The organism is Pseudomonas sp. KCJK9016, from assembly GCF_046231795.1.
GTDB lineage: Bacteria > Pseudomonadota > Gammaproteobacteria > Pseudomonadales > Pseudomonadaceae > Aquipseudomonas > Aquipseudomonas bananamidigenes.
The window spans coordinates 55,698-74,517 of record NZ_JBJJMM010000021.1; the positions used below are offsets into that span (position 1 = coordinate 55,698).

General features: G+C 62.5%; 17 protein-coding genes and 1 riboswitch. Of the genes, 12 read left to right on the plus strand and 5 right to left on the minus strand.

From position 1 onward, the window contains the following. Positions 1 to 2: 2 nt before the first annotated feature. Both ACK6BI_RS20220 and ACK6BI_RS20225 read right to left on the minus strand, forming a co-directional pair. Complete coding sequence (locus ACK6BI_RS20220) at positions 3 to 1,388, minus strand: sensor histidine kinase (protein ID WP_409318447.1); 1,386 nt, start codon at positions 1,386 to 1,388, stop codon at positions 3 to 5. Further along, positions 1,381 to 2,052 carry a response regulator gene (locus ACK6BI_RS20225; RefSeq protein ID WP_065257632.1) on the minus strand — a complete coding sequence of 224 codons (672 nt, stop codon included), beginning with the start codon at positions 2,050 to 2,052 and terminating at the stop codon, positions 1,381 to 1,383. Before ACK6BI_RS20225 ends, ACK6BI_RS20220 begins: the two co-directional genes overlap by 8 nt. Positions 2,053 to 2,290: 238 nt before the next feature. Between ACK6BI_RS20225 and ACK6BI_RS20230 the strand changes: the two genes are divergently transcribed. From ACK6BI_RS20230 to ACK6BI_RS20250, 5 genes are read left to right on the plus strand one after another with little or no spacing between them, the layout of a single operon-like run. Further along, on the plus strand, positions 2,291 to 3,583 hold the full coding sequence (locus ACK6BI_RS20230) for an OprD family porin (protein ID WP_409318448.1): 1,293 nt from the start codon (positions 2,291 to 2,293) through the stop codon (positions 3,581 to 3,583). Between the two features lie 39 nt (positions 3,584 to 3,622). Then, positions 3,623 to 4,600 (plus strand): Bug family tripartite tricarboxylate transporter substrate binding protein, encoded by a 978-nt coding sequence (locus ACK6BI_RS20235; protein WP_409318449.1) that lies wholly within the window; start codon positions 3,623 to 3,625, stop codon positions 4,598 to 4,600. Positions 4,601 to 4,658: 58 nt separating this feature from the next. Next, positions 4,659 to 5,117, plus strand: coding sequence for a tripartite tricarboxylate transporter TctB family protein (locus ACK6BI_RS20240; protein WP_409318450.1), 459 nt, complete (start codon positions 4,659 to 4,661; stop codon positions 5,115 to 5,117). Between the two features lies 1 nt (position 5,118). After that, entirely contained in the window at positions 5,119 to 6,633 is a 1,515-nt protein-coding gene (locus ACK6BI_RS20245; protein ID WP_260522555.1) for a tripartite tricarboxylate transporter permease, read from the plus strand. Further along, the gene (locus tag ACK6BI_RS20250) at positions 6,626 to 7,654 is read left to right on the plus strand and encodes an AbrB family transcriptional regulator (protein ID WP_409318451.1); all 1,029 of its coding nucleotides are present in this window, start codon (positions 6,626 to 6,628) and stop codon (positions 7,652 to 7,654) included. The genes ACK6BI_RS20245 and ACK6BI_RS20250 overlap by 8 nt, the downstream gene beginning before the upstream one ends. Positions 7,655 to 7,657: 3 nt before the next feature. On the opposite strand, the gene ung is transcribed toward ACK6BI_RS20250, so the two are convergent. Further along, positions 7,658 to 8,353 carry a uracil-DNA glycosylase gene (gene ung / locus ACK6BI_RS20255; protein WP_409318452.1) on the minus strand — a complete coding sequence of 232 codons (696 nt, stop codon included), beginning with the start codon at positions 8,351 to 8,353 and terminating at the stop codon, positions 7,658 to 7,660. Between the two features lie 132 nt (positions 8,354 to 8,485). Between ung and ACK6BI_RS20260 the strand changes: the two genes are divergently transcribed. Next, complete coding sequence (locus ACK6BI_RS20260; protein WP_409318453.1) at positions 8,486 to 9,598, plus strand: enoyl-CoA hydratase/isomerase family protein; 1,113 nt, start codon at positions 8,486 to 8,488, stop codon at positions 9,596 to 9,598. A gap of 54 nt (positions 9,599 to 9,652) precedes the next feature. On the opposite strand, the gene ACK6BI_RS20265 is transcribed toward ACK6BI_RS20260, so the two are convergent. Both ACK6BI_RS20265 and ACK6BI_RS20270 read right to left on the minus strand, forming a co-directional pair. Then, positions 9,653 to 10,027 carry a hypothetical protein gene (locus tag ACK6BI_RS20265; RefSeq protein WP_065257626.1) on the minus strand — a complete coding sequence of 125 codons (375 nt, stop codon included), beginning with the start codon at positions 10,025 to 10,027 and terminating at the stop codon, positions 9,653 to 9,655. 178 nt (positions 10,028 to 10,205) lie between these two features. Beyond that, positions 10,206 to 10,472, minus strand: a complete 267-nt coding sequence (locus ACK6BI_RS20270) for a hypothetical protein (RefSeq protein WP_409318454.1) — start codon at positions 10,470 to 10,472, stop codon at positions 10,206 to 10,208. A 284-nt stretch (positions 10,473 to 10,756) separates the two neighbouring features. After that, positions 10,757 to 10,857: riboswitch (guanidine-I (ykkC/yxkD leader) on the plus strand. Between the two features lie 63 nt (positions 10,858 to 10,920). Between ACK6BI_RS20270 and ACK6BI_RS20275 the strand changes: the two genes are divergently transcribed. The 6 genes from ACK6BI_RS20275 to uca all read left to right on the plus strand — a co-directional run bounded on the left by ACK6BI_RS20275 (position 10,921) and on the right by uca (position 18,806). Continuing rightward, positions 10,921 to 11,988, plus strand: coding sequence for a putative urea ABC transporter substrate-binding protein (locus tag ACK6BI_RS20275; RefSeq protein ID WP_409318455.1), 1,068 nt, complete (start codon positions 10,921 to 10,923; stop codon positions 11,986 to 11,988). Between the two features lie 18 nt (positions 11,989 to 12,006). After that, positions 12,007 to 12,822 carry an ABC transporter permease gene (locus ACK6BI_RS20280; RefSeq protein ID WP_409318456.1) on the plus strand — a complete coding sequence of 272 codons (816 nt, stop codon included), beginning with the start codon at positions 12,007 to 12,009 and terminating at the stop codon, positions 12,820 to 12,822. Then, complete coding sequence (locus ACK6BI_RS20285) at positions 12,819 to 13,607, plus strand: ABC transporter ATP-binding protein (protein ID WP_409318457.1); 789 nt, start codon at positions 12,819 to 12,821, stop codon at positions 13,605 to 13,607. The genes ACK6BI_RS20280 and ACK6BI_RS20285 overlap by 4 nt, the downstream gene beginning before the upstream one ends. Before the next feature lie 12 nt (positions 13,608 to 13,619). Further along, positions 13,620 to 14,345: an urea amidolyase associated protein UAAP1 gene (locus tag ACK6BI_RS20290; protein ID WP_409318458.1), complete on the plus strand. Its 726-nt coding sequence runs from the start codon at positions 13,620 to 13,622 to the stop codon at positions 14,343 to 14,345. Positions 14,346 to 14,356: 11 nt separating this feature from the next. Beyond that, positions 14,357 to 14,998, plus strand: a complete 642-nt coding sequence (locus ACK6BI_RS20295; RefSeq protein ID WP_409318459.1) for an urea amidolyase associated protein UAAP2 — start codon at positions 14,357 to 14,359, stop codon at positions 14,996 to 14,998. A 175-nt stretch (positions 14,999 to 15,173) separates the two neighbouring features. Further along, complete coding sequence (gene uca / locus ACK6BI_RS20300; RefSeq protein WP_409318460.1) at positions 15,174 to 18,806, plus strand: urea carboxylase; 3,633 nt, start codon at positions 15,174 to 15,176, stop codon at positions 18,804 to 18,806. Positions 18,807 to 18,820 lie beyond the last annotated feature (14 nt).

The following is an 18,820-nucleotide window of genomic DNA, read 5'->3' on the forward strand; positions in this document are numbered from 1 at the left end:
TCTCAGCCCGCAATAAAACTCACCCGCACCTTCAGCCCCGCCTGCTCACCATCATGCAGCGTGATCTGCGCCAGATGCGCGCGGCAGATTTCCCCGACGATCGCCAGCCCCAGCCCGGAACCGGCAACCTGCTGATTGCGCCGGTAGAAACGCTCGAACACCCGATCACGTTCATCCTGCGGAATGCCCGGGCCGTCGTCCTCGACTTCAAGCACCGCCGGTGACAACACCCGCAGAATGACGTTGCCCCCCGACGGCGTGTGGGCCAGCGCGTTATCCACCAGGTTGCTCAGCAGCTCGTTGAGCAACGTCGGCTCGCCGCGCAACCACACGGGCTCATCGGCCTCAAGTGCCAGAGCGACACCCCGCGCATGGGCCAGCGGTGCCATGGCCATGCCCAGTTCCCGGGCCAGTTGGCTGAGGTCGAGCAATTGTGCGCCACCCTCGGCAATCGCCCGGGCACCGTTCTCCACCCGGGCCAGCGACAGCAACTGGTTGGCCAGATGGGTCAGGCGATCGGTGCTTTGTGCCGATGATTCCAGTGTCTCGCGCCAGGTCTGTGGCTCGCCGGAGCGCAGCCCCAGTTCAAGACGGGCCTTGAGCGCTGCCAGCGGTGTACGCAGTTCGTGGGCCGCGTCGGCAATGAATTGCGCCTGCCGCTCGAACTGCCCGCGCAGGCGTTCGGTAAAGTGATTGAGCGCCCGCACCAGCGGCCACAATTCGTGCTGCACTTCCACCAGCGGCAAGGGCCGCAGATCATCCGGCTGGCGCTCTTCCACCGCCGTGCGCAGACGCTCGATCGGCCGCAGCGCCGCGCTGACCGCAAACCACACCAGAAGCAACGCACCGATTGCCAGCATGCCGAGCCGCAGCAACGTGTCTGCCGCCAGGCTGCGGGCCATGCTGACGCGCGCTTCATCGGTTTCGGCGACACGGATTTCCGCCATGCCATTCATGTTCGGTTCGGTCACCGCTTTCAACAGGCTGACCACGCGCACGTTCTGACCTTGATAGGTCGCGTTGTAAAACCTTGCCAGCGCCGGGTAACTGTCGGTTCGCGGTGTTCCCGGCGGCGGGCCGGGCAGGTTTTCATAACCGGAAATCAGTTTCTGATGGATGTCGTTGACCTGGTAATAGATGCGCCCGGCGCTGTCGTAGGCGAAGGTGTCCAGCGCCACGTAGGGCACATCGGCACTCAGGCTGCCATCACGTTGAGACAGACCCGCGGCAATGGTTCGGGCCGACGCCAGCAGCGTGCGGTCATAAGCGGTATCAGCGGCTTCGCGACCGTTCCAGTAGGCGCTCAAGCCACTGGCCAGCATCAACACCACCAGCAGCAGCGCGAGGTTCCACAACAATCGCCAGCGCAGGCTGCTGGGCTTATGCATCGCGGCTTTCCAGCAGATACCCCAGGCCCCGGAAAGTTACGATGGCCACCGCATGGCCGTCGAGTTTCTTGCGCAGGCGATGCACGTAGATTTCGATGGCGTCGGGACTGGCTTCCTCGTCGAGACCGAACACCTGCGAGGCCAGTTGCTCCTTGCTCATCACCCGCCCGGGACGGGCAATCAGTGCCTCGAGCACAGCCTGCTCGCGGGACGTCAGGGTGAGTAACTCTTCGCCGAGGGTAAAGCGCCGGGTCTCCAGGTCATAGGCCAGCACACCACAGCGCTGCAAGCGCTCACCGCCGAGCACACTGCGGCGCAGCAGAGCTTTGACCCGAGCCTCGAGTTCCGTCAGTTCGAAAGGTTTGGCCAGATAATCGTCAGCCCCGAGATTGAGCCCGTGGACCCGATCCTTGACGTCGCTGCGAGCGGTCAACATCAGTACCGGCAGGTTTTTGCCCCGGGCCCGCAGGCGCGCCAGCACTTCAAATCCGTCCATGCGCGGCAGGCCGACATCAAGGATCGCCATCGCGTATTCCTCGCTGCCCAGCGCCAGATCGGCGGCCACGCCATCGTGCAACACATCCACGGTCAGCCCCGTGCTCTTGAGCGCCTGGGCAACGCTTTCGGCCAGTGGCAGATGGTCTTCGACGAGCAGAACACGCATGGATCTCTACCTCATTCAGGGATGGCCGGCGCCATTCTTTGCCGCGGAGTTTACAGCCGCAACCGCCGCTGTGAAGCCCGAAAACGCGTTAAAGCCCGCTGAAAGGTTAGCGAAAGGTTTGGCCGATAGAGTCGGGTTACGGAATGTTTCGGCTTCCGTCGCTGCTGCCACACAGCGAGACGCAAAACGCCTCGAAGCGTTTTCGACCAATAAGAACAATAAACGGAGTACCCCTCGCATGCCGTCCTTGCAGACCAAGGCTCATACGCCTGTCCGTCCGTCCCGTTTCAGCCACACCGCCCTTGCCAGCGCCGCCGCCCTCGCCGGTTTTGCACCGATGAGCTACGCCGATTTCATCGAAGACAGTTCCGCCACCTTCGAAACCCGCAACATGTATTTCAACCGCGACTTTCGCGACGGCACCAGCGCCCAGCAGTCCAAGCGCGACGAGTGGGCCCAGGGGTTCATGCTCAACCTGCAATCGGGATACACCGACGGCACCGTAGGCTTTGGTGTCGATGCCCTGGGCATGATGGGCATCAAGCTCGATTCAAGCCCGGACCGTACCGGTACCGGGCTGCTGCCGACCCACGATGACGGGCGCGCAGCGGACGAATACTCCAAGGTCGGCCTGACCGGCAAAGTGAAGATCTCCGCCACCGAACTGAAAATCGGCAGCCTGATTCCGGAACTGCCGATCCTCAAGCCGAACGACGGGCGCATCCTGCCGCAGACCTTCGAAGGTGGTTTGCTGACCTCCAAAGAAATCAAGAACCTGACCTTCACCGGTGGGCGCCTGGAGAAAGCCAAAGACCGTGACAGCACCGATTTCGAGGACATTGCACTCAACAACAAGAACGGCCGTTTCGCCGGCACTGTCGCCGGCAAACACTTCGACTTCGCCGGCGTGGACTACAAGTTCACCGACAAGATCACCGGCAGTTACCACTTCGCCCAGCTCGACGATGTCTACAACCAGCACTTCTTCGGACTGGTCGCCTCACGGCCACTGGGCCCGGGCACCTTTGCCACCGACCTGCGTTTCGCCGTCAGTGACGATCAGGGTGCAGCCCGGGGCGGCAAGATCGACAACCGCGCCCTCAACGGTCTGGTCAGTTACGCACTGAGCGGCCACAAGTTCACTGCCGGCTATCAGCACATGTCCGGCGAAAGCGCCTTCCCCTACGTCGATGGCAGTGATCCGTACCTGGTCAACTTCGTGCAGATCAACGACTTCGCCGGCGCCGAAGAACGCTCCTGGCAAGCGCGCTACGACTTCGATTTCGCCAGGCTCGGCATCCCAGGCCTGAGCTTCATGAGCCGCTACCTGAGCGGTGACAACATCAAGCTCAAGAACGGCGATGAAGGCAAGGAGTGGGAGCGCAACACCGAGATCAAATATGTCGTACAAAGCGGCGCCCTGAAGGACGTTGCCGTGCGCCTGCGCAATGCCACTTACCGTTCCAACTACTCCGCTCGCGATGCCGATGAAGTGCGTCTGCTGGTGAGCTATAGCGTTGCCCTTTGGTAATTCAGTACGTCCATAACAACAACTCCCAAGGAGACATCGATGAACTTATCACTGCGTAAAGTCGCTCTGGCCGCTGGCGTCATGCTGTTCGCCGGTCAACTGATGGCAGAACCGAAACGCCCGGAATGCATCGCCCCGGCCTCCCCCGGCGGCGGTTTCGACCTGACCTGCAAACTGGCGCAAAGCGCGCTGGTCAACGAAAAACTGCTGACCAAACCGATGCGCGTGACCTACATGCCCGGCGGCGTGGGCGCAGTGGCGTACAACGCCGTCGTGGCGCAGCGCCCGGCGGATGCCGGTACGCTGGTAGCCTGGTCCAGCGGTTCGCTGCTGAACCTGGCACAAGGCAAGTTCGGTCGCTTCGATGAAACCAACGTGCGCTGGCTGGCGGCGGTCGGCACCAGCTATGGCGCCATCGCGGTGAAAAGCGATTCGCCCTACAAAACCCTTGATGATCTCGTTCAGGCACTGAAGAAAGATCCGAGCGCCGTGGTCATCGGCTCCGGCGGCACCGTCGGCAGCCAGGACTGGATGCAGACCGCACTGATCGCCAAGGCTGCCGGGATCAACCCGCGCGACCTGCGTTACGTCGCCCTCGAAGGCGGTGGCGAAATCGCCACCGCCCTGCTCGGCGGTCACATCCAGGTCGGCAGCACCGACATCTCCGACTCCATGCCGCACATCCAGAGCGGTGACATGCGCCTGCTGGCCGTTTTCGCCGAGAAACGCCTGGACGAGCCGGAAATGAAGGACATCCCGACTGCCCGCGAACAAGGCTACGACATCGTCTGGCCGGTGGTGCGCGGCTTCTACCTCGGCCCGAAAGTCAGCGACGAGGATTACGCCTGGTGGAAAGGCGCCTTCGACAAACTGCTGGCGTCCGAAGACTTCGCCAAGCTGCGCGATCAGCGTGAACTGTTCCCGTTCGCCATGACCGGCCCGGAGCTGGACACCTACGTGAAGAAGCAAGTCGCGGATTACAAAGTGCTGGCCAAAGAGTTCGGCCTGATCCAGTGATCGTATCTGTCTAGCGGTCACGGCCTCGCGTATCGAGGCCGTGACCCAGGAGTTCCTCATGCTGATTCAACGCATTTTTGCTTCAGTGTTGCTGCTGGCCTGTGCCGGCCTGGCACTGATGGCCTGGCCCTATCAGGCGGCGTTTTCCTACGAACCGGTCGGCCCGCGGGCATTTCCCCTGCTGATGCTCGGCCTGATGAGCCTGGCGCTGCTGTACATGCTGTTTCGCCCGGCACCGATCAAACACAGCGAAGACGAGCCGCCGCTGGACCGTGAAACCCTGACCAAGATCGGTATCTGTGTGCTGTTGCTGCTGGTGTTCGCCGGTCTGTTCGAGCCGCTGGGTTTCATCCTCAGCAGTTGCCTGATCGGCGTCCCGATGGCGCGCCTGTACGGCGGCCGCTGGCTGCCGAGCATCGTGGTGACCACGCTGATGGCCATCGGTCTGTACCTGTTGTTCGACCGTCTGATGGACGTACCGCTGCCCCTCGGCCTGCTCGACGTTCTGGAGAACTGATATGGATACGCTCGGATATTTGGGACAGGGCTTCGGCGTCGCGCTGAGCCCGTATAACCTGGTCACCGCGCTGACCGGTACGCTGATCGGCACCGTCGTCGGCCTGTTGCCGGGCCTGGGCCCGATCAACGGCGTGGCACTGCTGATTCCGATCGCCTTCGCCCTCGGTCTGCCACCGGAGTCGGCGCTGATCCTGCTGGCGGCGGTATACCTGGGCTGTGAATACGGTGGCCGGATCAGTTCGATCCTGCTGAACATTCCCGGCGAAGCTTCCACTGTGATGACCACCCTCGACGGCTACCCGATGGCCCGTCAGGGATTCGCCGGTGTCGCGCTGTCGCTGTCGGCCTGGAGCTCGTTCATCGGTGCGCTCATCGCCACCTGCGGCATGGTGCTGTTCGCCCCGCTGCTGGCGAAATGGGCCATCGCTTTCGGGCCGGCGGAATATTTCGTCCTGATGGTGTTCGCGATTGTCTGCCTGGGCGGCATGGCAGGTGACCGACCGCTGAAGACATTTATTGCAGCGCTGATCGGTCTGTTCCTGTCCAGCGTCGGCATTGACGCCAACAGCGGTGTGTACCGTTTTACCGGCGACAACATTCACCTGACCGACGGCATTCAGTTCGTGGTGCTGGTGCTGGGCCTGTTCTCGATCAGCGAAATCCTGTTGCTGCTGGAGAAAACCCATCGTGGCCAGGAAGCCGTAAAAGCCACCGGACGGATGATGTTCAACCTCAAGGAGGCGGCGTCGGTGTTTGTGGTGAACATCCGCTGCGGCCTGCTCGGCTTCATCATGGGCGTATTGCCGGGTGCCGGCGCGACCCTGGCCAGCGCCGTGGCCTACATGACCGAGAAACGCATCGCCGGTGCCGACGGCAAATTCGGTGAAGGTGACAAGCGCGGTCTCGCCGCCCCGGAAACCGCCATCGGCGCATCCGCCTGCGGCGCGCTGGTGCCGATGCTGACCCTCGGCGTTCCGGGTTCGGGTACCACGGCGGTGATGATCGGCGCGCTGTCGCTGTACAACATCACCCCGGGCCCGCTGCTGTTCCAGCAACAACCGGACATCGTCTGGGGCCTGATCGCTTCACTGTTCATCGCCAACATCATGCTGGTGATCCTGAACATCCCGATGATCCGCATCTTCACCCGCATCCTTGCCGTGCCGAACTGGGCCCTGGTGCCGGTGATCGCGATCATTACCGGGATCGGCGTGTACGCGGTGCATGCCACCACGTTCGACCTGTTCCTGATGGTCGGCATCGGCATCTTCGGTTACATCTTGCGCAAACTGGACTTCCCGCTGTCGCCGGTCCTGCTGGGATTCATCCTCGGTGGTCTGATGGAGCAGAACCTGCGCCGCGCGCTGTCGATCTCCAACGGTGCGCTGGAAATCCTCTGGTCGAGCCCGATCACCTTCGGTGTCTGGATCCTGACCGCAATCATGCTGTTTATGCCGCTGCTGCGTATCTGGCGCAAACGTTCGGTCGCCCGGCGCGCCATCGCCGATGTCTGATCGGTCCTTCAAAACCTGGTGGGGAACCCCGCTGGTCGGTCTGCTTGGCGGTTTCATCGCCAGCCAGATCGGCTGGCCGCTGCCGTGGATGGTCGGCTCGTTGCTGGCGATCATCCTGGTACGCTGCCTGACCCCGTGGCAACTGACGGAAATCCCTGGCGGCCGCAAATGCGGCCAGTGGATCGTCGGGATCGGCATCGGCCTGCACTTCACTCCACTGGTGATGGAACAGGTGCTGAGCCACTTCGGCCTGATTTTCTTCGGGGCGCTGGTCACCAGCCTGTCGGCGGTGGTCGGCGTATGGCTGATGCGCCGTACCGGTGAGGATCGCGCCACAGCGTTTTTCTCCAGCATGCCCGGCGGCTCCGGTGAGATGGTCAACCTCGGCGCCCGCAACGGCGCGATGCTCAGCCATGTCGCGGCCGGGCAAAGCTTGCGGGTGCTGGTGGTGGTGCTGTGTGTGCCGGCGGCGTTCAAGTATTTGCTGGGCGATGGCGCCCCGTTTTCCCACGCCGGCAGCGTCGATTGGCGCTGGCTGGCGATTCTGTTTCCGGCGGGCGGTCTGCTCGCCTGGCTCTGGCAACGTTTGCGCCAGCCCAATCCGTGGCTGTTCGGGCCGTTGCTGGTCAGCGCGGCCGTGAGCATCGGTTGGGATCTGCACATCGGTCTGCCCAATGGCGGCAGCCAGATCGGTCAGTGGTTGATCGGCAGCGGACTGGGCTGTCATTTCAACCGGCAGTTCTTCCGCCGCGCGCCGTCGTTCATGGGACGCACGTTGATCGGCACGGCGCTGACCATGCTGATCGCCACATTGGCGGCGCTGGGCCTGAGTGCAATGACCCAGCTGGATCTGCGCTCGCTGACCCTGGGCATGATGCCCGGCGGAATCGCGGAGATGAGCCTGACGGCGGAAACCCTGCAACTGTCGGTGCCGCTGGTGACGGCGATGCAGGTGATGCGGCTGTTGTTCGTGTTGTTTCTGGCGGAACCATTGTTCAAATACTGGAACCGCCAGCCCTGACGATCAGACGATGGCGGGCAAGCGCCACTCGATCGGCGCTTCGCCGTTCTGCTCCAGGAACTTGTTGGTACGACTGAAGTGCCCGCAGCCAAGGAAGCCGCGATAGGCCGACAGCGGCGATGGGTGCACCGAGGTCAGCACCAGATGCTTGGTGGCGTCGATCAGCTTCTGCTTGCTCTGGGCATGGGAGCCCCAGAGCATGAACACCAGATGCGGCTGCCGCTGGCTGACCACTTCGATGATCCGGTCGGTGAAAAACTGCCAGCCCTTGTCCTTGTGCGCGTTGGCGTTGGCGCGCTCGACGGTCATGGTGGTGTTGAGCATCAACACGCCCTGATCGGCCCAGCTCTGCAGATAGCCATGGTTGGGAATGTCGATGTTCAGGTCGCGCTTCAACTCTTTGTAAATGTTGACCAGCGACGGCGGCGCCGGCACGCCCGGTTGCACCGAGAAGCACAAGCCGTGGGCCTGGCCGGGGCCGTGGTACGGATCCTGACCAAGGATGACCACCTTCACCTTGTCCAGTGGCGTCGAGTTCAGCGCATTGAAAATCAGCGGGCCCGGCGGATAGATTTCCTTGCCGGCCGCCCGCTCCTGCTGCAGAAAAGTGCGCAACTCTGCCATGTAGGGCTGGTCGAATTCGGCACGCAGTGCCTCCTTCCAGCTCGGTTCGAGTTTGATACGGTCGTCAGCAGTCATGGTCATACCCGGCAAAAACAATGGGGCGAACCCTAGGAAAGCCGACCACGCTTGTCAATTGATCTGACGCAGATCCGGCACTTTCCCACACAGCGATCATACTGATCGTTCAAATTCCCGATCGAGGTCACGATGAATCTGCACTTCGAAGAACTGACCGGCACCGACGGTGCGCGCATCGGCGTGGCCACTCTCGATGCCGAAAAGTCACTCAATGCACTGTCCCTGCCAATGATCCACGCCCTGAACGACAAACTGAGCGCCTGGGCCAAGGATCCGCAAATCGTCTGCGTGCTCTTGCGCGGCAACGGTGCCAAGGCTTTCTGTGCCGGTGGCGAAGTGCGCAGTCTGGTGGAAGCCTGTCGTATGCATCCCGGCGAAGTACCGCCGCTGGCTGCGCAGTTTTTCAACGCCGAATACCGCTTGGACCACAGCCTGCACACCTACCCGAAACCGTTGATCTGCTGGGGCCATGGTTATGTGCTCGGTGGCGGCATGGGTCTGTTGCAAGGTGCGAGCATTCGCATCGTCACACCGAGCAGTCGACTGGCGATGCCGGAAATCAGCATCGGTTTGTACCCGGATGTCGGTGCCAGTTGGTTTCTGTCACGTCTGCCGGGCAAGCTCGGTTTGTTCCTCGGCCTGACCGGCGCGCACATGAATGGCCGCGATGCACTCGATCTGGACCTCGCCGACCGTTTCCTGCTCGACGAACAGCAGCAGGAACTGATCGACCGCCTGCTGCAACTGAACTGGCAGGAACAGATCGCCATGCAGCTCAACAGTCTGCTCAAGGCGTTGCAGCAGGAGGCCGTGGCGCAAATGCCGGAAGCGCAATGGCTGCCGCGTCGTCAGGCAATCGATGATCTGCTGGACGTCAGCGATGTGAGCTGTGCCTGGAAAGCCCTCAGCCTGCAACGGGACAGCAACGACCTGCTGGTTGCCCGGGCGGCGAAAACCATGAGTGAAGGTTCGCCACTGACCGCGCATCTTGTCTGGGAACAGATCGTGCGCGCCCGCCACTTGTCGCTGGCTGAAGTCTTTCAGATGGAATACACCCTGAGCCTCAACTGTTGCCGGCATCCGGAATTCAGCGAAGGGGTTCGGGCGCGGCTGATCGACAAGGATCAGAAACCGCACTGGCATTGGCCGGACATCACACGGGTGCCAGAAGCGGTGGTCGAGGCGCACTTTCACAAGGTCTGGGAGGGGCGGCATCCGTTGGCGGATCTCTCCGGTTACTGAAATGCGGGCATAAAAAAAGCGGCGCTCAATGCGCCGCTTTTTGCGGGGGGGCGGTTACCAGCGGTTACCGCGCCAGTGATCGCCACGACCGCGGTGATCATCCCAGCCTCCACGACGATGGCCATCCCAGCGTCCACGATCATCGCCGTGCCAGCGGCGGCTCTCGTAATAGCGCGGAGCCGGTTGGTAGTAACGCGGCGCCGAGTAATAACGTGGCGCCGGCTGGTAATAGCGGGGGGCTGGCTGGTAGTAGCGCGGGGCTGAATAGTAGGTGCTGCCGCCGCTGTAATAGGTGCCACCGCTGTTATAGTACGACGGAGACTGGGAGGTATAGACCTCTGAGGTGTAGTAGCCATCTCCGTAGGAGTAAGGGACACAACCGCCAATCGAAAAAAGCATCACGGCAAGCAGAAGAATTCGGCGATACATGGCGGCCTCCTGGACCGCGGGTAGCCACACCAGCGACGCTGGCAGGCGTCAGTCTTTCATTCGGCGACTGACGAAATATCTGACAGCGTTTTCCTGATCTGGTGCGTTTCTGTAACAAGTTGAAACATGTGCTGGATGAAACCTTGTTCACGTAAACGCCGATTCATTCAGCCACTGATTAATGGTGGTCACCGTGATATCCGCCACCGTGATAACCCCGTCCGTACCCTCCGCGATAGCCATGGCCTCCATAGTAGTAATAGCGCCCACCACCGTAATAGTGCGGGCCATAATACCCACCGTAGTAATAGGGGGAGTAATAGCCGGGGTAATAATAGGTTGCGGGGTAGGCATCGTAGCTGCCGGCGTAGTAATAACAACCGGACAGCCCCAGACCGAGCACTGCTCCCAGCAGCACCCGGCGCAGCAATTTTGCAGTACTCATGACGGCCTCCTGGAAGACCTGTGACAGCAGTCGGAAAAGACCGGCTGACAACAGATTTGACTGGCTGACCGCTACCGAGTGCCCACGCCCCACCGAGCATCGGATCAGCGGCCATCGCGCTGCATCACGGTGCAGGGGCGCACCAACACAAAGCGTCGCCGCCACCTGCCAACCGAATCCCTCCACCCGCAAGCCGCGTCGCAGGAGGCTCGCCGCGACTTGGCACGCCTCTCGCTTTAGCAAACCCGTGCAGGAGTCATCACAGGTTCGCGGCACCACAATTTGCAATGGCTGACTAGGGTTCCGGCTCGCATCTGCGAGTGGCTGGTCCGAGAGTTGGCGACCTCCAGTTGAGGTTACACGGCGGGACAAAAGCCCGGGAGACAAGCCACCGTTCGCGGTGCCGCGTTGCCTTCCTGTCCGCCCTCGATCAACTGGAGAAGCCACCATGTCCCGACTACGTTTGCCCGCCCTTCTCGCCGCCGCGTTCGCCGCGCTCGTCAGCACCCAATCCCCCGCCGCGCAGAAAGACCACTTCAGTGTCTGCTGGACGATCTACGCCGGCTGGATGCCATGGGAATATGCCGGCAGCCAGGGCATCGTCGATAAATGGGCGAAGAAATACGGGATCAAGATCGACGTGGTCCAGCTCAACGATTACGTCGAATCGATCAATCAGTACACCGCCGGTCAGTTCGACGGCTGCACCATGACCAACATGGACGCGTTGACCATCCCGGCCGCCGGCGGCGTCGATAGCACCGCGCTGATCGTCAGCGATTTCTCCAACGGCAACGACGGCATCGTTCTCAAAGGCGAGGGCAAGAAAGTTGCCGACCTCAAGGGCATGGACGTCAACCTGGTCGAACTGTCGGTCTCGCATTACCTGCTGGCCCGCGCGCTGGAGTCCGTCGACCTGACCGAGAAAGACCTGAAAGTGGTCAACACCTCCGATGCCGACATTTCTGCCGCCTTCAACACCGAGCAGGTCAACGCCGTCACCACCTGGAACCCGATGCTCTCGGACATCAAGGCCAAACCCGGCGTGACCGAAGTCTTCAATTCCAGCCAGATCCCCGGCGAAATCATGGACATGATGGTGGTCAACAGCGCCACCCTCAAAGACAACCCGGCCCTGGGCAAGGCGCTGACCGGCGCGTGGTTCGAAGTGGTCGAGCTGATGAACGCGAAAAACGCTGCGAGTAAAGCGGCGCTGGAACATATGGCCAAAGCGTCGGGCACTGATCTCGCCGGATTCCAGGCGCAACTGGACACCACCAAACTGTTCGCCACCCCCAAAGAAGCCCTGGCGTTCGCCACCAGCAAGCAACTGCCGGAAACCATGCGCAGGGTCGCCGAGTTTTCGTTTGAGCACGGTTTGCTCGGCGAAGGCGCGAAAGACACCAGTGCGGTCGGCATGGCGTTCGCCAACGGCGTGACCAGCGGCGACACCGCCAATCTCAAGCTGCGTTTCGATCCGACCTACGTGCAGATGGCCGCCGACGCCAAGCTGTAAGCCACGGAGGATTTGGCCATGCGCCTGATCAATCGCCACCCGGATCGCCCCAGTCGTCTGCTGCTGGTGATCCTGCCGTTCGCCCTGGTGCTGTTCGCCTATTTCACGGGCTCGGCCGAACGTCTGGCGGAGAACCCCAACGACAAACTGCTGCCCAGTGCCGTGCAGATGACCGATGCGGTGAAACGCCTGGCATTCAATGCCGACAGCCGCACCGGTGAATATCTGCTCTGGCAGGACACTGCCGCGAGCCTGCAACGACTGGCCATCGGCCTCGGTATCGCCGCGCTGGCCGGGCTGTGCCTGGGCATCGCGGCTGGAACCCTGCCGCTGTTCGGCGCACCGTTGTCGCCGATGCTGACGGTGTTATCGATGGTGCCACCCCTGGCGATCCTGCCGATTCTGTTCATCGTCTTCGGCCTCGGCGAGCTGTCGAAGGTGATGCTGATCGTGATCGGTATCACCCCGGCTCTCGCCCGTGATCTGGAACAGCGCGCGCGGGACATTCCGGTCGAACTGCTGATCAAGGCGCAGACCCTCGGCGCCTCGACCTGGACCCTGATGCTGCGTGTGGTTCTGCCACAGCTGTTGCCGCGCCTGCTGATTTCACTGCGGCTGATGCTCGGTTCGGCGTGGCTGTTCCTGATCGCCGCCGAAGCCATCGCCTCCACCGACGGTCTGGGCTACCGGATTTTCCTCGTGCGTCGTTACCTGGCGATGGATGTGATTCTGCCGTACGTGGTGTGGATCACCCTGCTCGCCTGGCTGATGGACTGGGGCCTCAAGTACCTGACCCTGCGTGCATTCCCCTGGTATGAGGGGGCAGCCAAATGAGCTTCATCACAGTGAAAAACGTCTGGCAGCAATACGCCGACCAAGTGGTGCTCGAAGGGCTGAACCTCAACGTCAACGAGGGTGAGTTCTGCACGCTGGTCGGAGCTTCGGGCTGCGGTAAATCGACCTTCCTGCGCCTGCTGCTCGCTCAGGAAACCGCCAGTCGCGGCGAGATTCTGCTCGACGGCCAGCCACTGGCCCGCGAACCGGATGCCAGCCGTGGCGTGGTGTTCCAGCGCTACTCGGTGTTCCCGCACTTGAGTGTGCTGGACAACGTCGCCCTCGGCCTCGAACTGCCCCGGGCGCCACTGCTCGGACGGCTTTTCGGCAGCGCCAAACGCGACGCCCGCGAACAGGCCACGGCGCTGCTGCAAAAAGTCGGCCTCGGCCACGCGCTGGACAAGTACCCGGCGCAACTGTCCGGCGGCATGCAACAGCGGTTGGCGATCGCCCAGGCGTTGATCATGAAACCGCGCGTGTTGCTGCTCGACGAACCGTTCGGCGCGCTCGATCCGGGCATTCGCAAGGACATGCACGCTCTGCTGCTGGAGCTGTGGCGCGAGACGCAACTGACCGTGTTCATGGTCACCCACGACCTGTCCGAAGGTTTCAGCCTCGGCACCCGTCTGCTGGTGTTCGACAAGGTCCGCCTCGACCCGCACGCCCCCGGCGCCTATGGCGCCCGCATCACCTACGACATCCCTTTGAACAGCGACCGCCGTGCCCAACGCGCCGCCGTCGACGCCCTGCCGGAGCAACTGGCGGGCGCCCTTCGAACCGCTTGAGAGGAATTTCCCATGACTGATTCAACCCGAATTTTCCCGCCCTTCGCCGAAGAAACCCTGCCCGGCGGCGGCCATCGCTCCTTCGTCTTGAAACGCGGGCAGCTGCTGCGCCTGACGGATCTGCGCGGTGGTGCCAACGTCAGCCTGACCTTGCTCAACGCCAACGAAAAAACCGAGCGCCTGAACCTGCCCGACAGCCTCAAATGTCAACACACCGCCAAGCTGACCGCAGGCCATTGCCTCTACTCGGACATGGGCCGCGTGCTGGCGGCGATCACGGCGGATACCTGCGGTTGGAGTGACAGTCTCGGCGGTGTGCTGTGCGCCGAGGAAGTCGCGGAGAAATACGGCCAGGGTCGCTATCAGGAACTGCGCAACGGCTTCTTTCGCAATGGCACCGACAACCTGCTGGTGGAGCTCGGCAAGTGGGGGCTGGGCCTGTCCGACCTGCTGATGACCCTCAACCTGTTCAGCCGGGTCAACGTCGACGACAGCGGGCGTTTGCACTTTGTCGAAGGCCATTCGCAGGCCGGTGACTACATCGAACTCTATGCACCGATGGACACCCTGATTGTGCTCACAGCCCTGCAACATCCGCTGGATCCGTCGCCGCAATACGCGCCCAAACCGCTGAAGCTGAGCTGGATGAACGCCGACCCGAGCGTCGCCGAGCACTGCCGTACCTCGCGCCCGGAGAACGAGCGCGGCTTCATCAACACCGACCGTTTGTTCGCCTGAGGATCGTCGCCATGTCAGTTGCTATCGCCACTTCGCAAAAACAACCGGACACTGCGGTATACCGCGCCACCATTCCCGCCGGCGAACCCTGGCTGATGGAGGTCAAGGCCGGCCAGACCCTGCGCATCCTCGATCTGGAAGGCAATCAGGCGGTCGACACCTTGTTTTACAGCGCCGCCAATTTCCGTGAGCGCTACGACGTGCAGCGCACATTGCGTCGACAAAACAACGTCTACCTGAGCACCGGCAGCGTTTTGTATTCCAACCTCGGCAAACCGATGCTGACCATCATCGCCGACACCTGCGGCCGCCACGACACCCTCGGCGGCGCCTGCGCGCAAGAGAGCAACACCGTGCGCTACGCCCTGGAAAAACGCTACATGCACAGCTGCCGCGACAACTACCTGCGCGCCTGCGCTCACGACGGGCGCCTGGGCAAAGGTGACATCGGGCCGAACATCAATTTCTTCATGAACGTGCCGGTCACTGCCGAGGGCGGCCTGACCTTCGAAGACGGTATTTCCGCCCCCGGCAAATACGTCGACCTGCGCGCGGAGATGGACGTGATCGTGCTGATTTCCAACTGCCCGCAACTGAACAATCCGTGCAACGCCTACAACCCGACACCTGCGGAGCTACTGGTATGGAACTGAAATTCGTCCGTCTGCGCCGCTGGTTGTTTGCCCTGTGCCAGGCGCGCTCGGGCCAGTGCCTGAAAAAGTGAAGTGATTTCGCCGTCGGGGACGACCCTGGCGCCTGAACAAAAACGGCGGGACGGCCCGCCTCCCAGTCGAGCCCTCCACCTGCGCGGGCTCCGGGGGATTTTCCATGTTCGAAAAAGTCCTGATTGCCAACCGTGGCGCGATTGCCTGCCGCATTCTGCGCACCTTGCGTGAACTGCACGTCGAAGGCGTCGCGGTGTACTCCGAAGCCGATGCCGCCAGCCTGCACATCCTGCAAGCTGAAGAAGCGCACAGCCTCGGCGAAGGCGCAGCGGCCGGCACCTATCTGGCCGTGAACAAGATTCTCGCCATCGCCAAAGCCAGTGGCGCCACAGCAATCCACCCCGGTTACGGCTTCCTTTCGGAAAACGCCGCGTTCGCCGAAGCCTGCGCAAACCATGGCATTGCCTTCATCGGCCCGACACCGGAGCAACTGCGGGTGTTCGGCCTCAAGCACACCGCACGCGCCCTGGCCAAACAGCACGGAGTGCCGATGCTTGAAGGCACCGAACTGCTCGACAGCCTTGAGGCCGCACTGATTGCCGGCGAGCAGGTCGGTTATCCGGTGATGCTCAAAAGTACTGCCGGTGGCGGTGGCATCGGCATGCGCGTGTGCCGCAACGCCAGCGAACTGAGCGAGTCGTTCGACGCGGTGAAGCGCCTCGGGCAGAACAACTTCAGCGACGCCGGGGTGTTCATCGAGAAGTACATCCAGCGTGCGCGGCATCTGGAAGTCCAGGTGTTCGGCGACGGCCACGGCGCAGTGATCGCCCTCGGCGTGCGGGACTGCTCGGTGCAGCGGCGCAATCAGAAAGTCCTCGAGGAAACCCCGGCACCGAACCTGCCCGAAGGCATGGCGGATGAGCTATGCGCAGCGGCGATCAAACTGGCCAAAGCGGTGAATTACCGCAGCGCCGGCACCGTCGAATTCGTTTTCGACAGCGACGCGCAGCGCTTCTATTTTCTGGAAGTGAACACTCGGTTGCAGGTTGAGCACGGCGTTACCGAACAGGTATGGGGCGTCGATCTGGTGCGCTGGATGGTCGAGCTGGCGGCCGGAGACCTGCCACCGCTGGCCGAGCTGTTCGCAGGCCTGCAACCGCAGGGGCATGCGATTCAGGCGCGGCTGTATGCCGAGGATCCGGGCCGCGATTTCCAGCCCAGCCCCGGCTTGCTGACAGCGGTCGATTTCCCGGTCGCCGATGGCCGGCGTCTGCGCATCGACACCTGGGTCGAGGCCGGTTGTGAGATCCCGCCCTACTTCGATCCGATGATCGCCAAAGTCATCAGCTGGGCGCCGACCCGCGAACAGGCCCGCACCGATCTGCATCAGGCCCTCGGCGACAGCCAGCTGTACGGCGTGGAAACCAACCGCGACTACCTGCGGCAGATTCTGCTCGATACGCCGTTCGCCAGCGGCCAGCCCTGGACCCGTTGCCTGGAAGGCCTGGTGTACCGGGCCAACACGTTTGAAGTGCTGAGCGCCGGCACCCAGACCAGCGTCCAGGACTACCCCGGTCGCCTCGGCTACTGGGCGGTCGGCGTGCCACCCTCGGGGCCGATGGACAGCCGCGCGTTGCGTCTGGGCAATCGTCTACTGGGTAACGATGAAGGCCTGGCGGCGCTGGAAATCACCATGAGCGGGCCGTTACTGCGCTTCAATTGCGATGCGGTGGTGGCCGTGACCGGCGCACCGATTGCCCTGACACTCGACGGTCAGCCGCAGGCGATGAATACCGCCCTGCTGATCCCCGCGGGCAGCCAGCTGCATCTGGGCAATCTGTCGGGCGCCGGAGCCCGCAGCTACCTGTGCCTGCGCGGCGGGTTGCAAGTGCCGGATTATCTGGGCAGCAAAAGCACCTTCACCCTCGGTCAGTTCGGTGGTCATGGCGGACGTGCCTTGCGCGCCGGCGACGTACTGCATCTGGCCGCCCTGAGTGAGCGCAGCACCGGGCAGACATTGCCCCCCCATCACGTCAGCGAATTACCTGCCGTGCGCCGGATCCGCGTCATCTACGGCCCCCATGGCGCGCCTGAGTATTTCACTGAAAACTACATCGACACCTTTTTCGCCACGCAATGGGAAGTGCATTTCAACTCCAGCCGCACCGGCGTGCGCCTGATCGGGCCGAAACCGGAGTGGGTGCGCGCCGACGGCGGCGAGGCCGGTCTGCATCCGTCGAACATTCACGACAATCCCTACGCCATCGGTGCGGTGGACTTCACCGGTGACATGCCGGTGATCCTCGGCCCGGACGGCCCGAGCCTTGGCGGTTTCGTGTGCCCGGTGACGGTGATCGAGGCGGATCTCTGGCAACTGGGTCAACTCAAGGCCGGGGACAAAGTGCAGTTTGTGCCCGTCGACCTCAAGACCGCACGCGATCTCGCTCTGAAATGGGATTCCTGTGAAAGCGGGATTGCCAGCGATGAAGTTGACGCGGTGTCTGCTCGGTCCTTATCGCTGGCAAGCCAGCTCCCACAGGGCTTGGTTTCGCCTGTGGTTCTGGAATTGGGTCAGGACGACAAGCGGCTGGTCGGACGTGTGTCCGGCGATACCCATCTGCTGCTGGAAATCGGCGCCCCGGAACTGGATCTGGTCCTGCGCTTCCGGGCCCACGCACTGATGCAGGCGCTGGAAGGCAAAAACCTGCACGGCGTGATCGACCTGACACCCGGCATTCGTTCACTGCAGATCCACTATCAGCCCGAACAACTGCCGCTGGCCGATCTGCTCGGAATCGTCGCGGGCGAGTGGGATTCCGTGTGCGCTGCCGGGGATCTGCAAGTACCGTCGCGCATCGTCCACCTGCCGCTGTCTTGGGACGATCCGGCCTGCCAGTTGGCGATCGAGAAATACATGACCACCGTGCGCAAGGACGCGCCGTGGTGCCCGAGCAATCTGGAGTTCATCCGCCGCATCAATGACCTGCCCAACCTCGACGAGGTGCAACGCACAGTGTTCGATGCGAGCTATCTGGTGATGGGCCTCGGTGATGTCTACCTCGGTGCGCCGGTCGCCACACCGCTCGACCCGCGCCATAGGCTGGTGACCACCAAGTACAACCCGGCGCGCACCTGGACCGCCGAAAACTCGGTGGGCATCGGCGGCGCCTACCTGTGCGTCTACGGCATGGAAGGCCCGGGCGGATACCAGTTCGTCGGGCGTACCTTGCAGATGTGGAACCGCTATCGCGAAGTCGCCGCGTTCGAAGGCAAACCGTGGCTGCTGCGTTTCTTCGACCAGATCCGCTTCTACCCGGTCAGCGCTGACGAACTGCTGCGCATCCGCCGGGATTTTCCCCTCGGACGTTTCGACCTGAACATCGAACAGAGCCAGCTCAACCTCGGCGAATATCAAGCGTTTCTCAACCGCGAGGCCGAGAGCATCCACGCCTTTCGCCTGCAGCAACAAGCCGCGTTCAACGCCGAGCGCGAACGCTGGATCGCCAGCGGCCAGGCGCATTTCGACAGCGAAGAGGCCGTGTCGCAAAGCTGCGAAGAAATGCCACTGGCCTGCGGTCAGCAGAGTGTCGACAGCCATATCGCCGGCAACCTGTGGCAGGTCCAGGTCGAGGTCGGGAGTCGCGTCGCCGCCGGCGATGCGCTGGTGATCCTGGAGTCGATGAAGATGGAAATCCCCGTACTCGCACCGCTGCCCGGCGTGGTCCGGGAGATTCGCGTGCAACCTGGTTCGGCGGTACGCGCCGGTCAACGGGTCGTGGTGCTGGAACTCGACTGAACCCATTTTGCAAA